An 18,482-nucleotide genomic window follows, 5' to 3' on the forward strand; every position below is an offset into this window, starting at 1 on the left:
TCCTCAAACTGGTCGCTTGAGGATCAATTCAGCACGCTCGACGGTCCTCCCCTGGGGCGCGGTCCGCCGTCGGCGAACCTCGTTGACCGGGGCAGCCGGTCGGGTCTTGGCTGACGGCATGAACACCACGCCTTCGCTGGACCCGGAAGAGCTCCGCAAGGTCGCGTCGTCGTTCGGCGTCGACGCCGCCGCGTACGACCGCGCCCGCCCGCGCTACCCGGACGCGCTGATCGCGGCGGTCGCCGGCGCCGCGCGCGAGGGCTCCGCCGGCCCGACGCCGCGGGTGCTCGACGTCGGCGTGGGCACGGGGATCGTCGCCCGGCAGCTGCGCGCGGCCGGCTGCGACGTGCTCGGGGTGGACGTCGACGCACGCATGGCCGAGGTCGCGCGGCGCGACGGGCTCGACGTCGAGGTGGCGCGGTTCGAGGAGTGGGACCCGGCGGGCCGGTCGTTCGACGCCGTGACCGCCGGCCAGACCTGGCACTGGGTGGACCCCGAGGCCGGCGCCTCGCGTGCCGCCGAGGTGCTGCGTCCGGGCGGCGCGCTCACGGTGTTCTGGAACGCGGGCGACCCGCCGCACGACCTGGCCCTCGCGTTCGCCGAGGTGTACCGGGACGTGCTCCCGGACTCGCCGCTGGCCGCCACCGGGACGGCGTCGGCGGAGACCGCGTACCGGCAGATGGTGGAGACCGCGGCCGACGGCATGCGGCGCACCGGCCGGTTCGCCGAGCCGCACGAGCGACGCGACACCTGGGAGCGCACGTACACCCGCGACGAGTGGTTGGCCCTGGTGCCCACCACGGGCGTCGCCACGCGGCTCCCGGCCGAGCAGCTCGGCGGCCTGCTCGCGGGCCTCGGCGCCGCGATCGACGCCGCCGGCGGCAGCTTCGTGCAGCAGGGGTTCACCCTCTCGGTGGGCGCCGTGCGCGTCTGACCTCGCGCGGCGGGAGCACGGCGGGCGAGGATCGAGCATGGCCCGCACCGCCGGTGACGTCCTCGCCACCGCGATCCGCACCCACGCGGAGGCGATCCTGCGCGGGCACGACGACGTGCGGGCGGCCACGACGCGGGCGCCGGGTGCTCCGGACCCGGTCGACGACGCGGTGCACGACGCCCGGGTGGCGGTGCGGCGGCTGCGTGCCACGCTGCGGGTCTTCCGGGACTGCACGGCCCCCGAGCCGGGCACGGTCGAGTCGCTCACCTGGTGGGTGCGCACCCTCGGCGCCGCGCGTGACGCCGAGGTGCGGCGCGCCGGCCTGGCAGCGCTCGCCACGGGCCTCGGACGGACGTCGCCGGACGTGCTGGCGGGGTTGGCGACGCTCGACGGCGCGCTGGTCGCGGCGGACGCCGTCGCCCGGTCGGAGGTGGCGACGGCGCTCGTGTCGCCCCGTTGCCGGGACCTCACCGCGCGGCTCGACGCGCTCGCCGCCGCCCCGCCGCTGACCGACCGGTCCGGCGAGGCCGCCCCGGCGGCCCTGCGCCCCGCCGTCGAGCGCGAGCTGGCCCGGGCGGGACGGCGTGCCGGGCCGGTAGCCGGCTGGCGGGGCCCCGGGACGGGCGACCGGCCGGCGCCCGGCGCCGTGCACCGGCTGCGCAAGGCGGCCCGCCGGGCGCGCTACGCCGCCGAGGTGCTCGCCGGCTCCGGCGACGACGCCACGGACCGCTGGGCGGCCGACGTCGTCGCGCACCATCGCGAGCTGCAGGACCTGCTGGGCACCGTGCACGACGCGGACGTGCTGCGCGCGACCCTGGCGGAGCTGCGCGAGCCGCGCACCGCGGCGGCCGTCGACGCCTGCGTGCGGCTGGGCGAGGAGCGCGCGGCGCAGGCCCTCACCGCCGCGGCTGCCGCCGTCCGCTGAACCGGAAACGCCTTCGAGCACGAAGGCAGGTGGGTCAGTGGCCGCCGGAGACGAGGAAGACCAGGCCGAAGGCGATGGCCCCGACGACGACGCCCATGCAGGCGATGGCGCCCGCGAGGCGGGCCGGCGACGGCCGCGGGATGGCGACGGCGCGCGACGTCGGAGCGTCTTTCGCGTCGCCCCCGCGCGGCGCGGAGGACGGCGCTGCCGGCGCGTCCGACGACGTCGTGCCGGCCAGCAGCCGCAGGCCGAGCGCGAAGAGCGCGGGGATGCCGGCGCCCACGATCAGGCCGGCCACGAGGACCTGGCCGAGAGAACCCCACTCGACGAAGTTCATGCTCCCACCTTCGGGTTGGACGGGGCGCTGACGGTGCCCACGGCGCCGACGGCCGGCGCGACGGAGGAGGCGGTGGCCACGGCGGGCACGGGCCCGACGCGCTCGCCACCGGCCTCGCCGGTGGTGGCGGCGACCGGCTCGACGGACGCGCCCTTCTCCTCGTCCCAGGCCTCGTTGACGTTGGTGTGGTCGACGGGCTTGCGGCGGGACGCGATCCAGATGGCCGCGGAGGAGACGATCAGCAGCAGGAAGACGGCGATGGTGCCGGCGGCGCCGCCGATGGACGACTCGAGCCAGTGGCACAGTGCGCCGACCAGGCCGGCCGCGGGGAGAGTGACCATCCAGGCCACGAACATCCGGCCCGCGACGCTCCAGCGGACCCTGGCGCCCGGCATGCCGACGCCCGAGCCGAGCACGGAGCCGGTGGCGACGTGCGTCGTCGAGAGCGAGAAGCCGAAGTGGCTGGACAGCAGGATGACGGCCGCGGACGACGTCTCGGCGGCCATGCCCTGGCGGGTGTCGATCTCGACGAGCCCCTTGCCGAGCGTGCGGATGACGCGCCAGCCGCCCAGGTAGGTGCCGATCGCCATCGCGAGCGCGCAGCTGAGGATGACCCAGAACGGGACGCCGGAGTCGGCCGGCACGGCGCCGCCCGCGATGAGCGCGAGCAGGATGATGCCCATCGACTTCTGCGCGTCGTTGGTGCCGTGCGCCAGCGAGACGAGCGACGCGGAGCCGATCTGGCCCCAGCGGAAGCCGCGGTTCGTCACGTCCTGCGGGACGCCGCGGGTCAGGCGGGCCACGAGCCACGTGCCCAGGCCGGCCACCGCGATGGCGACGACGGGGGCGACGAGTGCGGGCACGAGCACCTTGGCGACGACGCCCTCCCACAGCACGCCCGACGTGCCGACGGCGGCGAGCACGGCGCCCACCATGCCGCCCACCAGGGCGTGCGAGGAGCTGGACGGGATGCCGAACAGCCAGGTGATGAGGTTCCAGACGATGCCGCCGACCAGGCCGGCGAGCACGACGGGCAGGGTGATGACCCCCGCGTCGACGATGCCCTTGGCGATCGTGGCGGCGACGGCGAGGGAGAGGAAGGCTCCGACGAGGTTGAGGACGGCGGACAGCGCGACGGCGGTCCGGGGCTTGAGGGCTCGGGTGGCGATGGAGGTGGCCATCGCGTTGCCCGTGTCGTGGAACCCGTTCGTGAAGTCGAACGCGAGGGCGGTCACGACGACGAGCGCGAGCAGAAGCGTCTCGGTCACGGCACCCATCGTGGGGGGTGAACCTGAGGGTTTTCGACCGCCGGTGGGCCGTTCGGTGAACTGTTCCGGGACTGTTCACCTGTTGTTCATCTGGCGGCGGCGTGTCGCTCTTCGCGTGGCGCGCGCACGTGTGGCGCGAGGGGCCGCGGCTCAGGCGCGGGGCCGCAGGAGCGGCGGGTCGATCACCGCCCGCACGACGGCCGGCCCGTCGTCCCGGCCCGTGTCGTGCCCGGCGGACGACGCCCCCGCGGCGGCCCGGTAGAGCGCGGCGGGGCGCCCGGCGCCGCCCGACGTGAGGCGACCCGTCTCCTCGAGGAGACCCGGGGTGCCCGTGGCCTTGCGCGAGAAGTTCCGCGGGTCGAGGCGCACGCCCCAGACCGCCTCGTACACGCGGCGCAGCTCGGCGACGGTGAATTCGGGCCCGCAGAACGCGGTGGCGAGCGGGGAGTACTCCAGCTTGGACCGGGCGCGCTCGACCCCGTCGGCCAGGATGCGCGCGTGGTCGAACGCGAGCGCCGCGCCGTCGAGCACCTCCGTCGCCGGGTACCAGGCGACGCCGCCCGCGTCCGAGCCCGCGCGCACCACGCCGAAGTCGGGCGCGAGCAGCAGGTGCGCCACCGACAGCACGGGCCCGCGCGGGTCGCGGCCCAGCGGCCCGTACGTCCCCAGCTGCTCCAGGTGGCCCGGGGGCGCGACGCCCGCCTCCTCGACGAGCTCGCGGGTCGCGGCGGCGGTCAGACCCTCGCCCGGCAGCACGAAGCCGCCGGGCAGGGCGAGCGCGCCGCGGAAGGGCTCGACCCCGCGCTCGACGAGGAGCACCTGCAGCGCGTCGTCGCGCACGGTCAGCGCGACGACGTCCACGGTCACGGGCAGGAGCGCGGCGCCGGGGAGTGCCCCCTGCGCGCCGCGGCTCCGCGCCGACTCGCCCGCAGCCTCGCCCGCCGTCGCGCCCTTCGCCTCGTCCGCCCGGTCCATGCGGCCACCCTACCCGCTTTGTCGTCAGGTTGACGAGAATCGCGTGGGTGGTTATCGTCAGCCTGACATCAATTAATCGTCATCATGACGAGAACCGGAGGGCACCATGGCCACCATCCGCAGCTACCCCTGGACCCGGCACTTCCTCGGCAGCCCCACCGGGCACGTCGTGCACCTGCGCCGCGGCCGCGTCGCGCACCAGGGCGTCGGCCAGGCCTTCTGGTTCCGCCCCACCACCTCGGTGCTGAGCGAGGTCCCCGTGGACGACCAGGAGCTGCCCGTCTTCTTCCACGCCGTGACGACCGACCACCAGGACGTCACCGTCCAGGCCAACGTCACCTACCGCTTCGCCGACCCGGTGACCGCGTCGCAGCGGCTCGACTTCGCCGTCGACCCGCACGACGGCACCACCAGCACCGACGGCCGCGACCAGGTCACGACCATCGTCGGCCAGCTCGCGCAGAGCCACGCCACCGACGTGCTCGCCGGGATGACGCTCGCCGAGGCCATGACCGCGGGCGTGCCCCGCGTCCGCGCGCTGCTCGGCGAGGCGCTGCCCGCCGACCCCCGGCTGGTCGCGACGGGGATCGCCGTCGTCGGCGTCCAGGTCCTCGCCGTCCGGCCCGAGAAGGACGTCGAGCGCGCCCTGCAGACCCCGGCCCGCGAGCAGATCCAGGCGGAGGCGGACCGCGCCACCTACGAGCGCCGCGCACTCGCCGTCGAGCGGGAGCGGGCCATCGCCGAGAACGAGCTGGCGAGCAAGATCGAGCTGGCCACCCGCCGCGAGCGCCTCGTCGCCCAGGACGGCGCCAACGCGCGCCGGGAGGCCGAGGAGCAGGCCGCCGCCGCGATGGTCGAGGCGCGGGCGCGGGCCGAGCGCTCGACCCTGGAGACCGACGCCCGGGCCCAGCAGGTGCGCGCCGTCGGCGAGGCGGAGGCCGCCGCCGAGCAGGCGCGGATGGCCGTGTACGCGGACGCGGGCCAGGGCACGCTGGTCGCCCTCGCCATGCGCGACGCCGCCCGCTCGCTGCCCGACGTGCAGCACCTCACCATCACACCCGACCTGCTCACCGGCGCGCTGGGCGGCCTGCTGCAGGGCGCGCTGGGCGGCGACGCCCCGGCCGGGAAGGCGGCCTGACCGTGCTGCGCCGACGGGCGGTCGTCGTGCACCGCCGCACCGAGCTCGACGAGCTGCTGGACCGGCACGGCACGCGCGGGCAGGCCGAGTTCTTCCTCCGCACCCGGGGCCGCACGCTCGCCGAGGTGCAGCGGCGGCACGACACGCTGGCCGCCGCCCGGGACGCCGTCGTGGCCGCGCTGCCCGCGGGCTGGGCGCGGGCCGACGTGGAGCGCGCGGACCTGTCGCGCTTCCTCGTCGCGCCGGAGGACGTCGTCGTGGTGGTGGGCCAGGACGGGCTGGTGGCGAACGTCGCCAAGTACCTGCACGGCCAGCCGGTGCTCGGCGTCGACCCCGAGCCGGGGGCCAACCCCGGCGTGCTGGTGCGGCACTCGGTCGCGGCGGCCGCGCGGCTGCTGGCCGGCCTGGACGCCCCGGCGCCCGGCGGCGCACCCGACCGGGTCGCCGTCCTCCCGGTCGACGCGCTCACCACGGTGCGCGCCGACCTCGACGACGGGCAGCACCTCACCGCGCTCAACGAGGTGTTCGTCGGTCACCCCACCCACCAGAGCGCGCGTTACGCGCTGCGCTGCGCGGCTGGCGAGGAGCGGCAGTCGTCGTCGGGCCTGCTCGTGGCCACCGGCACGGGCGCCACCGGCTGGTGGGCGTCGCTCGCCCACGACCGCGGCGGGCGGGCCGCGCCCGGCCGGTCGGAGGACCGGCTCGGCTGGTTCGTCCGCGAGGCGTGGCCCTCCCCCGGCACCGGGACGTCGCTCACCGAGGGCACGGTGGAGGCCGGCGGCGCCGTAGCCCTCACGGTCGCCTCCGACCGGCTCGTCGTCTTCGGCGACGGCATGGAGGACGACCGCCTGGTGGCGACCTGGGGGCAGACCGTCACCGTGCGGGCCGGCAAGGAGCCGCTACGCCTCGTGCGCCCCTGAGCCCGGCGCGGCCGCCCGAGCCGGGCCCGTGCCGCCGTAGTGCGCGGCCAGGCGGCGCAGCCCCTCGTCGACGCCCACGGCCGGCACCCAGCGCAGGTCGCGGCGGGTGGCCCGCTGGTCGAACCAGTGCGCGGTGGACAGCTGCTCGGCGAGGAAGCGCGTCATCGGCGGCTCGTCCGCACCGGGGCGCACCCGCCACACGGCCTCGACGAGCCCGCCGGCGGAGCGCGCCAGGCCCGCGGGCACCCGCCACGCGGGCGCCCGCACGCCCGCCGCCCGGCAGATGCCGGACAGCAGGTCGGCCACGGTGCGCGGCTCGCCGTTGGTCAGCACGTACGCGCGGCCGCCGACGACGTCCGGCGCGTCGCCGAGACGGTCGAGGGCCGCGAGGATCCCGTCTGCCGCGTTGTCCACGTAGAGCGTGTCGATGAGGGCCGCGCCGTGGCCCAGCAGCGGCAGACGGCCGCAGGCGGCACGGTCGACGACGCGCTCCACGAGCTGCGTGTCCCCCGGGCCCCAGACGAGGTGCGGCCGGACGGCGACGACGCGCGGCCCGCCGCCCCGGGCCCCAGCGGCGTCCCGGCCCAGCGCGAGCACCTCGGCGGCCGCCTTGGTCCGCGCGTACTCGCCGCGCGCCCCCTCCGGGTCGGCGGGGGTGGCCGGGGCACCGACCAGCGACGTCCCCAGGTGCGCGACCGACGGCGACGACACCTGCACGAACCGGCGCACGCCCGCGCGCTCGGCCACGTCCAGCAGGGTCCGCGTGCCGCCCACGTTCACCTCGTGGAACTCCGCCGGCTCCCCCGCCAGGGACACCTTGGCCGCGAGGTGCACGACGGCGTCGGCCCCGTCGACGGCCCGCGCGACGACGTCCGCGTCGGTGACGGAGCCGAGCACGTCGGCCGCGCCGTCGACGCCGGACGGCCGCCGCTGCAGCGTGCGCACGTCGTCCCCGCGGGCCACCAGGGCGCGGGCCACCGCGCCGCCGAGCAGCCCGGACGCGCCGGTCACGAGCACGGTCACGGCGCCCCCACCCGCCCGCCGGTGAGCACCCGGTCGGCCCATGCGGCCAGGCGGCCGCGGTCGATCTTGGAGTTGTGCCGGACGTCGGTGGGCATGCGCGGCACCACCAGCACCGCCGCGAGCCGCACCGGCGACGCGGCGCGCACGGCGGCCGCGAGGTCGTCGGGCGCGAGCCCTGCGTGCCGCGCGCCCTCGACGGTCTCGACGACGGCGACCGGCTGGTGCACCCCCGCGGGCCCGACGCCGACGACGGCGGCGCGCCGCACCCCGGGCACCCGCTCCACGTGCTGCTCGGGGCCCACCGGGGCGAGCGGCCCGTCGGCCGTGCGCAGCACGTGCGCGAGGCGGCCCTCGATCCACAGGCGGCCCTGGTCGTCCAGGTGCCCGACGTCGCCCGTGCGGTGCCAGCGACCCGGCGGGGTGTCACGCTCGGCGGCCACGTCGGTGAGCCACAGCCGGTCGTAGCGCTCCTTGAGGTGCCCCGCGCGCACCAGCACCTCGCCCAGCACGCCGGGGGCGTCCGAGGGCGCACCGGTCGCGGCGCCGTCGTCGTCGAGGGCGCTGATCAGCACCTCGCCGCCGCCGACGGGCCGGCCGACGCAGACCCCGTCGTCGGGCGCCGTGGCCGCGTCCCGGATCCCGTCGAGCGTGATGTCCGTGACGAGCAGGCACTCGGTCATCCCGTACGGGGTGTGCGGGGTCGCGGCCGGCATGAGCGTCGCCGCCGAACCGAGCAGCTCGGCGGAGATCGGCGCGCCCGTCGACAGGAACGTCCGCACCCGGGCGAGGGCGGCACGGTCGGCAGCCGCGTCGGGACCGTCCAGGGCGTCCGCGGTGTCGACGACGTTGAGGATCGCCGCCGGCGACAGGAAGACGATGCGCGCGTCGGACGCCCGCACCGCGTCCGCGACGGCTCGTGCGGTGAGGGTCGCCGGGGACGAGACGTCCATCACGGGCGTGACGGACCGCGTGCCGAGGGCCGGGCCCAGCAGCGCGAACGGCGCGAAGCCGGTGACCAGCCCGGTCTCCGGACCGACGTCGAAGTGCGCGGCGAGCGCGTCGCGCAGGGCGGACAGCTCCGCATGCCGGTAGACGACCCCCTTGGCCGGCCCCGTCGAGCCCGACGTGAACAGCACGGCGGCCTCGTCGTCCGGCCCCGGCTCGGGCGGCAGCGGCCGCCCCTCCCCGGCCCGGGCGACGTCCACGAGCTCGTGCGCCACGCCCAGCGCCCGCCGCGCCGCCGGGGCCAGCGGCTCGGCCGAGACCCGCACCCCGGGCCAGCCGAGCGCCCGAGCCGCCGCCAGGCCCTTGCGCTGCGCGACGACGAACCGCGGCCACGCCCCCCGCTGCGCGCGCGTCAGCCCGCGCACGCCCAGCCCGGCGTCGGCCACCACCACGACGGCGCCGATCCGCAGGCACGCGTACACCAGCGCGGTCAGCGTGGGCCCCGGCTCCACGAGCATGGACACCCGGTCGCCCCGCCGCACCCCGATCCCGTGCAGGCCCGCGGCGATGCGCCGCACCTGCCGGTCCAGCGCCCGCCAGCTCGCCGTGAACGGTCGCCCGTCGCCGCCCTGGGTCGTCATGTCCAGCACCGCCGGCGCGTCGTCGTCGGCCCGCGCGTCCAGCGCCGCCCACAGGGGCACGAACGACGGCGAGGGATCCGACGAGGCGGAGGGGTCGGCAACCTCGGGCACGGATGTCAGAAGTCTCGAAGTGGAGGGCCCCCTGGGGCCCGTGAACGCATCCGTGCCCGAGGTTGCCGACCCCTCCGCCGACAGCACCCCAGGCAGCACCCCCGACAGCGAGGACAACCACGACAGCACCGGAGGAGCCCAGTCCGCGTCCTCGGCGATCAGGTGACCAGCCTCAGAGAACCGGTGCACGTGCGCGTGCGGCAGCCGGCGGACGAGGTCGTCGAGGTACCGGTCGGAGAAGATCGGGTCGTGCGGCCCCCACAGCAGGACGGCGGGCACGGTGAGCCGGGCGACGCCGGCGGCGATGCGGTCCAGCTCGGGCGCGCTGGGGTGGGCGGGGCCGACGGGGATGTCGGCGACGAAGCCCTCGATGCCGTCACGCTCGTCGGCGGTGAGGTACGGCAGGCGGTAGGCGGCGGCGACGTCGGCGGCCAGCCGCGGGCGGGCCAACGACAGCGTCGTCTCCAGGAAGGCGCGGGTGGTCCGCGTGCCGAGGCGGTGCACGGGCCCGGCGAGGGCGAGGCGCAGCGGCGCGGGGACCGGCGCGTCGTCGGGCTGGTGCACCGCGGTGTTGAGCAGCGCGACGCCGGCGAGCAGGTCGGGGTGGTCGACGGCCCAGCCGAGGGAGACGACGCCGCCCCAGTCGTGGCCGAGCGTCACGACCGGCCCGGTCAGCCCGAGGGCGTCGGTGAACGCGCCGAGGTCGGCGACGCGGCGGGCGAGCGGCCGGTGCTCGCCGGTGCGCTGGGAGAGGCCCATCTCGAGCTGGTCGACGGCGACGACGCGCCAGGCGGGCGCGCCGGCGTCGGCGGCGTCGAGCGCGTCGGCGACGAGCCGCCGCCACAGGTACGACCAGGTGGGGTTGCCGTGCACGGCGAGCACGGTGCCGACGGGCTCGTGCCCGCGCGCCCGCAGCTCGGGCCCGTTGTCGAGGTAGTGCCAGGAGGCGCCGCGGGCGTCGGTGAGCACGTGGCTGTGGCGCGGGTCGAGGCCGGGCAGGCCCGGGGGCACGGTGTCGGCGGGGCGGGGGGCGGGGGCAGGAGCGCCCGTCACCACGCGAGCTCCAGCATCGCCGTGTTGATGCCTGAGCCCACGCCCATGAGCAGCACGCGGTCGCCGGCGTTCAGCGTGTCCTGCTGCTCCACGAGCGTGATCGGCACGGACGCCGGGCCGACGTTCCCGTAGCGCTCGTACGTGGTGGGCACCTTGGCGTGGTCGAGGCCGACGGCCTCGACGATGGCGTCGGTGTGCACACGGGACACCTGGTGCGTGACGTACCGGTCCATGCGCGCCCAGTCCCAGTCGGCGACGGCGTCCTTCCAGGCATCGACGACGAGCTCGAGGCCGCCGTCGAGCAGCGCCTTCGCGTCGGTGAACATGCCCTCGGTGCTGCCGACGCACAGGTCGTGGAACTGCGTCGCGGCGCGCGTGACGCCGCCGAGCACGCGGTGGCCCTCGGGGTGCTCGTCCGTGCGGCCCAGCACCGCCGCGGCGGAGCCGGAGCCGAGGGTGAGCGACGCGAACTCCTGCATGAAGTCGTCGCGGCTGCGGTCCTCCTGCAGCAGGCGCTCGATGGTGCGGTCGTGGATGACGTCGGCGTCCTCGCCGTCCACCACGACGGCGTACCGGACCTGGCCGGACTCGATCATCCCGGCGGCGAGGCTCATGCCGTTGATGAACCCGAGGCAGGCGTTGGCGACGTCGAAGTTCACGGCCGACGACGGCAGGCCCAGGCCGTGGTGCAGGCGCACCGCGACGGACGGCTCGAGGTGCCGGCGCGTCACGGAGGTGTTGATGAGCAGGCCGACGTCGGCGGCCTCGACGCCGGCGACGGCGAGCGCCTCGCGGCCGGCGGCGACGGTCGCGTCGTCGACGTCCTCGTCGGCGGCCCAGGCGCGCCGCTCCCGCACGCCGGCGACACGCTCCAGCAGGGTGGTGGGGAGCCGCAGGCGCCGCAGCGCGGGGGCGAGCCGCTTCTGCACGGCGGCCGAGGTCCGCACCCCGGCCGGGATCCTGCTGGTGACGGCCAGCAGCGAGACCCCTGCGAACCTGGTGGTGGCGTTTCCTGACACACGAGCTCCAGACGGCCGGTCGTACGCGGGAGCACGGAGCCGGCTCAGCGACGAGATGGCGGGGCCGCACGACCCCGGCCCCGCGACGTTACGACGTCCGGGGCGCGCCCGCCGTTCCAACACCGCGATGTGGGATCGGCCACGCGGGGTTCACCCAGGTCGCACACCGTTTCCCCGGAGGTCGCTCACGCCGCCCCGAGGACGTCGAGCGTCCACGCGTGCTCGAACGCGATCTCCTCCCAGCGCGCGTACCGCCCGGAGACGCCGCCGTGCCCGGCGGACATCTCGATCTTCAGCAGCGCCGGGGCGCCGGCGGCCCGCAGGCGCGCGACCCACTTGGCAGGCTCGACATACAGCACGCGCGTGTCGTGCAGGGACGTCGTCGCGAGGACCCGCGGGTACGCGGACGCGTCGTCGGGCACGTTCTCGTACGGCGTGTACCCCTTCATCCGGGCGTACACCTCGGGGTCGTGCAGGGGGTCGCCCCACTCGTCCCACTCGACGACGGTGAGCGGCAGCGTCGGGTCGAGCATCGAGGTGAGCGCGTCGACGAACGGCACGCCGGCGAGCACGCCGGAGAACAGGTCGGGTGCCAGGTTGAGCGCCGCACCCACCGTGAGGCCGCCCGCGCTGGCGCCGTCGGCCACCATCCGCTGCGGCGACGTCCAGCCCGTCTCCACGAGGTGGCGCCCGCACGCGACGAGGTCGGTGAAGGTGTGCTCCTTGGCCGCGAGCTTGCCGTCGTCGTACCAGCGCCGGCCCAGCTCGCCGCCGCCGCGCACGTGCGCGACGGCGAAGACCACGCCGCGGTCCAGCAGGCTGAGGCGCGGGACGGAGAAGTAGGGGTCGATGCTCGTCTCGTAGGCGCCGTACGAGTAGAGCAGCAGCGGGGCCGGCTCGGCGCGCGTCCCGGAGCCGTCGAGCGTCACGGCGTCGCGCCGCCACACCAGGCTGATCGGCACGCGCGTGCCGTCCTCGGCCGTCGCCCACTCGCGGTGCTGCGCGTAGTCCGTCGGCTCGTAGCCGCCCAGCACGGGCTGCCGCTTGCGCACGTGCCGCTCGCCGCTGGCGAGGTCGACGTCCACCACGGTGGCGGGCGTGACGAACGACGTGTGCTGCACCCGCAGCAGCGGCTGCTCCCACGTCGGGTTCGCGTCCAGGGCCACGGAGAACAGCGGCTCGTCGACGTCGATCTCCCGCGCCGTCCACGGCTGGTCGGCCGTGGTGCGCGCCAGGTCGACGACGGCGACGCGCGGCAGCGCCTCGCGCCGCAGGCTCAGCACGACGTGGCGGGCGAAGGCGTCCACGCCCTCGAGGCGCACGTCCGGGTCGTGGGGCACGACGACGCGCGCGGCCCCCGGGTCGAGCGGCGACGCGCCGCCCTCGCCCGCCCGCCCGGGGACGTCCGTGAGGACCAGCTCGAAGTTCTCGGCGCCGTCGTTGTGCAGCACCAGCAGCGCGGGGGCCTCGCCGCCCAGGCCGTCGCCCAGCACGGCGTGCTCCACCGTGTACTCGACGTCGTCGCGCCGCTCCCACACGACGCGGAACTCGCCCGTGGGGTCGTCGGCCTCGAGGACGCGCACCTCGCTGGTCGTCTTGGACCCGGCCTCGATCACCAGGTACCGGCGCGAGCGCGTGAGCCCGACGCCGATCCAGAACCGCTCGTCGGGCTCCTCGAGCACCAGCACGTCGTCCGACGCCGGCGTGCCGACCTCGTGCCGCCAGATCCGGTGGGGACGCCACGCGTCGTCGACCGTGGGGTAGAAGACGTACCGGCCGTCGGGGGTGAGGACGGCGCCCGGGAACGTGTCCTCGACGACGTCGGGCAGGTCCGCGCCCGTCGTCAGGTCGCGCACGCGCAGCGTGAACCGCTCGTCGCCGGTGGTGTCGACGGCGTAGGCCAGCCGCGCACCGTCCTCGGACACGTCGAACGAACCGAGGGAGAAGAAGTCGTGGCCGGCGGCCGCGACGTTCTGGTCGAGCAGCACCTGCTCCCCCGCGGGCACGGTGCCGGACTCGATCTGCGGCGGCGCCCACTCCCCCGCGGCGGGGACGCGCGCGTGGATCGGGTACTGGCGGCCCTCCTCGGTGCGCGTGTAGTACCAGGACCCGCCCATCCGCACGGGCACCGACAGGTCGGACTCCAGCGTGCGCGCCTTGATCTCGTCGAACACCGCCTGCCGCAGCGGCGCCAGGTGCGCCAGCTGCGCCTGCGTCCACGCGTTCTCCGCCTCCAGGTGCGCGAGCACCTCGGGCGAGGACTTGTCGCGCAGCCACTCGTAGTCGTCGACGAACTCGTCGCCGTGGTGCCGGCGGACGGCGGGGCGGCGCTCCGCGACAGGAGCGCGGTCGGGGACGGCGACGGCCGCCTGCTCGGCGGTGGGGGCGGAGGCGGCGGCTCGGTCTGCGGGAGCGGTCAGGTCGTCGGGCACCCGGCCAGCCTAGGTCCGCGCGGCCGGGGCCCCGATCCCCGCCCGCGTGATGCAGGACTGTGACCTAGATCTGTCATCTGCGTCACATCTGGCTCGCTACACTCGCGGCACGCTCGCGAAACTCCGCGGATACATGGGGCCTTTAGTGTCCCTGCATCGACGGGGCGAGCGGGTGGTACCCCGGGCTCGCCCGGGGAACGACACCGACCTACGGAGGACCCGGCCGATGACGACGGACCGACCGACCAGGGCGATCGCGCTGCGCCGCACGGTGGCAGCGCTCGCGATCGCCCTCGCCCCTGCCGTGCTCGCCTCGCCACCAGCGCAGGCGACGCCGGGAGCGGCCACGGCGCACACCAGCGGCGCCGCCACCAGCAGCAGCGCCAGTACCACCGGCACCAGTACCACCGGCACGAGGGTCGCGACCACCGTCCCGACGGACTGCCAGCCCGACGACTCGACCGCCTGCGTCGCCGTCGTCGTCATGAACGACGCGGGCGACCGGATCCCCGACGCCGAGGTGACCATCACCGGTCCCGGCGGCTTCGACGAGACCGTCACCACCACGGCCGACGCCCCCGTGTCGGTCGCGGTGCCCGAGGTCGGCCGGTACACCCTCACCCTCGACCCCGCGTCGCTGCCCTCGGACGAGCAGCTGCCGGACGGCGCCTCGACCGAGCTCGAGGTCACCGCCCAGACCGGGGGCACCGGTCGGGCCGCCTTCCAGGTCGGCGGCGAGGCGGTGGCCCCCGAGAGCCCCAGCGCCGAGGCCACCACGACCGCCCCGGGCGGCGACGACGGCGGCACCGACGCCGGGACCGGCACCACCACCGACGGTGAGGGCGTCGCGACGGCGCCGGAGGGCGACGCGTCCGAACGGGCCTTCTCCTGGGGCCAGGTCTGGCAGCAGTTCGGCTCCGGCATCCGCTTCGGCCTGCTGCTCGCCCTCGCCTCGATCGGGCTCAACCTCGTCTTCGGCACCACCGGGATGTCGAACTTCGCCCACGGCGAGCAGTTCGCCCTCGGCGCCGCGCTCGGCTTCATCGCCATCAACCAGCTGGGGATGTCGATCTGGGTGGGAGGCCTGCTGACCATCGCCGTCTGCGCCCTCTCGGGCGTCGCGCAGGACGCGGCCATCTGGCGGCCGCTGCGCCGCCGGGGCACGCCCGTGATGCAGCTGATGATCGTCTCGATCGGGTTGTCGATCACGCTGCAGTACGTGATCCAGCTGCTCATCGGCGGCGGGTCGGAGCGCATCCTGTCGGCCAACCCGCGGCCCCTGACGCTGCTCGGCATCACGCTCAGCACGACGTCGTGGATCTCGATGGCGGTCGCGCTGGTGTGCCTGGTCGGCTTCGCGCTGTTCCTCACCCGCACCCGGCTCGGACGGGCCACGCGCGCCGTGTCCGACAACCCGGCCCTGGCCTCCGCCACCGGCATCGACCCCGACAAGGTGGTCCGCGTCGTGTGGATCCTCGCCACCGCGTTCGCCGCGCTGGCCGGGCTCATGTGGGGCATCTCGTTCGGGTCGTTCAACTGGCAGCTCGGCGTGCAGCTGCTGCTGCTCATGTTCGCGGCCGTGACCCTCGGCGGGCTCGGCACCGCCTTCGGCGCCCTTGTGGGGTCGATCCTCATCGGCCTCGTCGTCGAGCTGTCCAACCTCGTGATCCAGAGCGACCTGCGGTACGCGTCGGCGCTCGTGATCCTCATCCTCGTGCTCCTGATCAGGCCGCAGGGCATCCTGGGCCGCCGCGAGCGGATCGGCTGAAGGGAGACCGACCATGGACGAGTTCCTCAGAATCCTCACCCAGTCGCTCGCCGAGCTCATCGCCCCGACGACGGCGGCGTACGCGCTCGCCGCCATCGGCCTCAACCTGCACTTCGGGTACACGGGCCTGCTCAACATGGGCCAGGCGGGCTTCATGCTGCTCGGCGCCTATGGCTTCGGCATCGCGACCATCGCGGGGGCGCCGTTCTTCCTCGCGCTGCTCGTCGCCCTGGTCGCGGGGCTGTTGTTCGCGCTGGTGCTCGGCATCCCGACGCTGCAGCTGCGCGGCGACTACCTGGCGATCGTCACCATCTCCGCCGCCGAGATCATCCGGTGGATCGGGCGCTCCACCTGGCTCCAGGAGTGGACGGGCGGCGCCTCCGGCCTGCAGGGCCGTGACTACAAGGGCACCTTCCAGGAGCTGTCGCCGCTGCCCGACGGGCGCACCGCGATCGGCCCCCTCGAGTACATCAACACGGGTTCCGACTCCTGGTGGACCCGGATCTTCGCGTGGGGCGTCGTCGCGCTGGCGCTCCTCTTCGTCTGGCTCATCACCCGCAGCCCGTGGGGCCGCGTCCTCAAGGGCATCCGCGAGGACGAGGACGCCGTGCGGGCGCTCGGCAAGAACGTGTACTCGTACAAGCTGCAGTCGCTGGTGCTGGGAGGCATGCTCGGCGCCCTCGGCGGCGTCCTCTACGTGCTGCCGATCACCATCGCTCCCGACGCCATGGGCCGCACGATGACGTTCTTCGTGTGGACGGTGCTGCTGCTCGGCGGTGCCGCGACCGTCTTCGGCCCGGTGCTCGGAGCGATGATCTTCTTCGGCGCCTACATGTTCATGCGCACCGGGATGCGCGCCCTGTCCGAGAACACCGGGGTGGGAGAGATCATCAGCACCACCAACGTGGAGCAGATCGGCGGCATGCTGGTGGGTGTCACGCTCATGCTCCTCGTGATCTTCAGGCCGCAGGGCATCCTCGGGAACAAGAAGGAGCTGGCCTTCAATGTCCGCTGACATGTCCGAAGAGACCACGGCCGGCCAGCCCGGCCGGCGCGGCAGCTCCCCCGGCGCTGCCGACCAGCCCGAGTCCGTCGTCGACGCGGCGGCCGCGGCCGCCGTCGCCCCCACCTCGGCCGTCGCCACCGAGGCGCGCGACGACCTCGCGCAGGTCGAGCCCGTCGTCGGGGCGTCCAAGCCGGACGCCATCCTCGTGGCCGACGACGTCGTGCGCCGCTTCGGCGGCATGACGGCGGTCGACGTCGACCACCTCGAGGTGCAGCGCGGCGCCATCACGGCGCTCATCGGCCCCAACGGCGCCGGCAAGACGACGTTCTTCAACCTGCTCACCGGCTTCGACACCCCCGAGAGCGGGCGCTGGAGCTTCGAGGGGAAGTCGCTCGCCGGCAAGAGCGGGGCGCGCGTCGCCCAGTCGGGGATGGTACGCACGTTCCAGCTCACCAAGGCCCTGTCGCGGCTCACGGTGCTGCAGAACATGCTGCTCGCGTCCCCGAAGAACCCCGGCGAGCGCTTCTGGCTCTCGTGGCTGCCGTTCACCTGGCAGGGGCACGAGAAGGCGGCCACCGAGAAGGCGATGGAGATCCTCGCCCGGTTCAAGCTCGACGCGAAGGCCGACGACTTCGCCGGGTCGTTGTCGGGCGGGCAGCGCAAGCTGCTCGAGATGGCCCGCGCGCTCATGACCGACCCCACGATGATCATGCTCGACGAGCCGATGGCCGGCGTGAACCCCGCCCTCGTGCAGTCCCTCCTGGGGCACGTGCAGGCGCTGCGCGACGAGGGCATGACGGTGCTGTTCGTCGAGCACGACATGCACGCGGTGCGGCACATCTCCGACTGGGTGGTGGTCATGGCGGAGGGCCGGATCGTGGCCGAGGGGCCGCCGGCGACGGTGATGCAGGACCAGGCCGTGGTCGACGCGTACCTGGGCGCCCACCACGACACCGACCTGGGCGACGACTCCCTGCTCGACCCCGAGATCCTGGCCCGCCTCGAGGCCGAGGAGGAGAAGCGATGACCGACACCCTGACGACCGAGGCCCACCGGGGCGGCGTCCCCGAGGGCAAGGAGCTCCTGCTGCGGGCCGACAACCTCGTGGCCGGCTACCTCCCCGGCGTGCACATCCTCGACGGCTGCTCGATCGAGGTGGGCAAGGGCGAGCTGGTCGGGATCATCGGCCCCAACGGTGCCGGCAAGTCGACGCTGCTCAAGGCGCTGTTCGGGCTGGTGAAGATCCACTCCGGCACCGTGACCCTCGGCGGCGAGGACATCACCGGGATGAAGGCGAACACCCTCGTGGCGCGCGGCGTCGGGTTCGTGCCGCAGACCAACAACGTCTTCCCGTCGCTGTCGGTCGAGGAGAACATGCGGATGGGGGTGTACCTGCGCCCCAAGGTCTTCGAGGAGCGGTGGTCGTTCATCGGCGACCTGTTCCCCGTGCTGCACGAGCGCCGCACCCAGCGGGCCGGCGCCATGTCCGGCGGCGAGCGGCAGATGGTGGCCATGGCCCGGGCGCTCATGATGAACCCGTCCGTGCTGCTGCTCGACGAGCCGTCGGCCGGCCTGTCCCCGGTGCGCCAGGACGAGACGTTCCTGCGCACCCGCATGATCAACAAGGCCGGCGTGTCGATCATCATGGTCGAGCAGAACGCCCGCCGCTGCCTGCAGATCTGCGACCGCGGCTACGTGCTCGACCAGGGCAAGGACGCGTACACCGGCACCGGCCGCGAGCTGCAGTCCGACCCGAAGGTCATCTCTCTGTACCTCGGCTCGCTCGCGGAGGACACGAAGTAGCCCCGCCCCGCCGAGGTAGTTCCGGACCTGCCCAGGTAGTACGGGTCGTGCCGAGGTAGTTCCGGATCGGCCGAGGTAGTTCAGAAAGTGGCGAGGTAGTTCCGGTGTCGGGGAGCGGTACCTCGCACGACGACGGCGGCGGCCGCTCAGCCGAGCAACCGCCGCCGTCGTCGTGCGCCGGGCC

Annotated in this window: 15 protein-coding genes; 8 read left to right on the plus strand and 7 right to left on the minus strand. The window is 75.1% G+C overall.

Annotation, left to right across the window (positions count from 1 at the left end):
• Nucleotides 1-118 precede the first annotated feature (118 nt).
• On the plus strand, nt 119-934 hold the full coding sequence (locus tag ACFUVW_RS10855) for a class I SAM-dependent methyltransferase (protein WP_430571339.1): 816 nt from the start codon (nt 119-121) through the stop codon (nt 932-934).
• Between the two features lie 37 nt (nt 935-971).
• Nucleotides 972-1,859, plus strand: a complete 888-nt coding sequence (locus ACFUVW_RS10860) for a CHAD domain-containing protein (protein WP_430571340.1) — start codon at nt 972-974, stop codon at nt 1,857-1,859.
• A 34-nt stretch (nt 1,860-1,893) separates the two neighbouring features.
• Here the strand turns inward: ACFUVW_RS10860 and ACFUVW_RS10865 are convergent, their stop codons facing one another.
• From ACFUVW_RS10865 to ACFUVW_RS10875, 3 genes are all read right to left on the minus strand, one after another.
• Nucleotides 1,894-2,196 carry a hypothetical protein gene (locus tag ACFUVW_RS10865; RefSeq protein ID WP_430571341.1) on the minus strand — a complete coding sequence of 101 codons (303 nt, stop codon included), beginning with the start codon at nt 2,194-2,196 and terminating at the stop codon, nt 1,894-1,896.
• The gene (locus ACFUVW_RS10870; RefSeq protein WP_430571342.1) at nt 2,193-3,464 is read right to left on the minus strand and encodes an anion permease; all 1,272 of its coding nucleotides are present in this window, start codon (nt 3,462-3,464) and stop codon (nt 2,193-2,195) included. The genes ACFUVW_RS10865 and ACFUVW_RS10870 overlap by 4 nt, the downstream gene beginning before the upstream one ends.
• A 150-nt stretch (nt 3,465-3,614) precedes the next feature.
• On the minus strand, nt 3,615-4,439 hold the full coding sequence (locus ACFUVW_RS10875) for an NUDIX domain-containing protein (protein WP_430571343.1): 825 nt from the start codon (nt 4,437-4,439) through the stop codon (nt 3,615-3,617).
• 106 nt (nt 4,440-4,545) lie between these two features.
• Here ACFUVW_RS10875 and ACFUVW_RS10880 point away from each other — a divergent pair, with 106 nt between their 5' ends.
• Both ACFUVW_RS10880 and ACFUVW_RS10885 read left to right on the plus strand, forming a co-directional pair.
• On the plus strand, nt 4,546-5,577 hold the full coding sequence (locus tag ACFUVW_RS10880) for an SPFH domain-containing protein (RefSeq protein WP_430571344.1): 1,032 nt from the start codon (nt 4,546-4,548) through the stop codon (nt 5,575-5,577).
• A 2-nt stretch (nt 5,578-5,579) separates the two neighbouring features.
• A complete protein-coding gene (locus ACFUVW_RS10885; RefSeq protein ID WP_430571345.1) occupies nt 5,580-6,497 on the plus strand; it encodes a hypothetical protein in 918 nt (305 codons plus the stop codon).
• Here the strand turns inward: ACFUVW_RS10885 and ACFUVW_RS10890 are convergent.
• The 4 genes from ACFUVW_RS10890 to ACFUVW_RS10905 all read right to left on the minus strand — a co-directional run bounded on the left by ACFUVW_RS10890 (nt 6,477) and on the right by ACFUVW_RS10905 (nt 13,709).
• Nucleotides 6,477-7,520: an NAD-dependent epimerase/dehydratase family protein gene (locus tag ACFUVW_RS10890; RefSeq protein WP_430571346.1), complete on the minus strand. Its 1,044-nt coding sequence runs from the start codon at nt 7,518-7,520 to the stop codon at nt 6,477-6,479. The genes ACFUVW_RS10885 and ACFUVW_RS10890 overlap by 21 nt on opposite strands.
• The gene (locus ACFUVW_RS10895; protein WP_430571347.1) at nt 7,517-10,270 is read right to left on the minus strand and encodes an alpha/beta fold hydrolase; all 2,754 of its coding nucleotides are present in this window, start codon (nt 10,268-10,270) and stop codon (nt 7,517-7,519) included. The genes ACFUVW_RS10890 and ACFUVW_RS10895 overlap by 4 nt, the downstream gene beginning before the upstream one ends.
• Nucleotides 10,267-11,289, minus strand: coding sequence for a 3-oxoacyl-ACP synthase III (locus ACFUVW_RS10900; protein WP_430571348.1), 1,023 nt, complete (start codon nt 11,287-11,289; stop codon nt 10,267-10,269). Before ACFUVW_RS10900 ends, ACFUVW_RS10895 begins: the two co-directional genes overlap by 4 nt.
• A gap of 185 nt (nt 11,290-11,474) precedes the next feature.
• Nucleotides 11,475-13,709 carry a S9 family peptidase gene (locus ACFUVW_RS10905; protein WP_430571353.1) on the minus strand — a complete coding sequence of 745 codons (2,235 nt, stop codon included), beginning with the start codon at nt 13,707-13,709 and terminating at the stop codon, nt 11,475-11,477.
• Between the two features lie 238 nt (nt 13,710-13,947).
• Here ACFUVW_RS10905 and ACFUVW_RS10910 point away from each other — a divergent pair, with 238 nt between their 5' ends.
• Genes ACFUVW_RS10910 through ACFUVW_RS10925 form a run of 4 tightly spaced genes read left to right on the plus strand, consistent with a single transcriptional unit; the run spans nt 13,948 to nt 18,298 of the window.
• Nucleotides 13,948-15,489 (plus strand): branched-chain amino acid ABC transporter permease, encoded by a 1,542-nt coding sequence (locus ACFUVW_RS10910; protein WP_430571349.1) that lies wholly within the window; start codon nt 13,948-13,950, stop codon nt 15,487-15,489.
• Nucleotides 15,490-15,502: 13 nt separating this feature from the next.
• A complete protein-coding gene (locus ACFUVW_RS10915; protein ID WP_430571350.1) occupies nt 15,503-16,504 on the plus strand; it encodes a branched-chain amino acid ABC transporter permease in 1,002 nt (333 codons plus the stop codon).
• A gap of 1 nt (nt 16,505) precedes the next feature.
• Nucleotides 16,506-17,522, plus strand: a complete 1,017-nt coding sequence (locus tag ACFUVW_RS10920; protein ID WP_430571351.1) for an ABC transporter ATP-binding protein — start codon at nt 16,506-16,508, stop codon at nt 17,520-17,522.
• The gene (locus ACFUVW_RS10925; protein WP_430571352.1) at nt 17,519-18,298 is read left to right on the plus strand and encodes an ABC transporter ATP-binding protein; all 780 of its coding nucleotides are present in this window, start codon (nt 17,519-17,521) and stop codon (nt 18,296-18,298) included. The genes ACFUVW_RS10920 and ACFUVW_RS10925 overlap by 4 nt, the downstream gene beginning before the upstream one ends.
• The last annotated feature ends 184 nt before the right edge of the window (nt 18,299-18,482 follow it).

The organism is Isoptericola sp. NPDC057391, from assembly GCF_042668085.1.
GTDB lineage: Bacteria > Actinomycetota > Actinomycetes > Actinomycetales > Cellulomonadaceae > Isoptericola.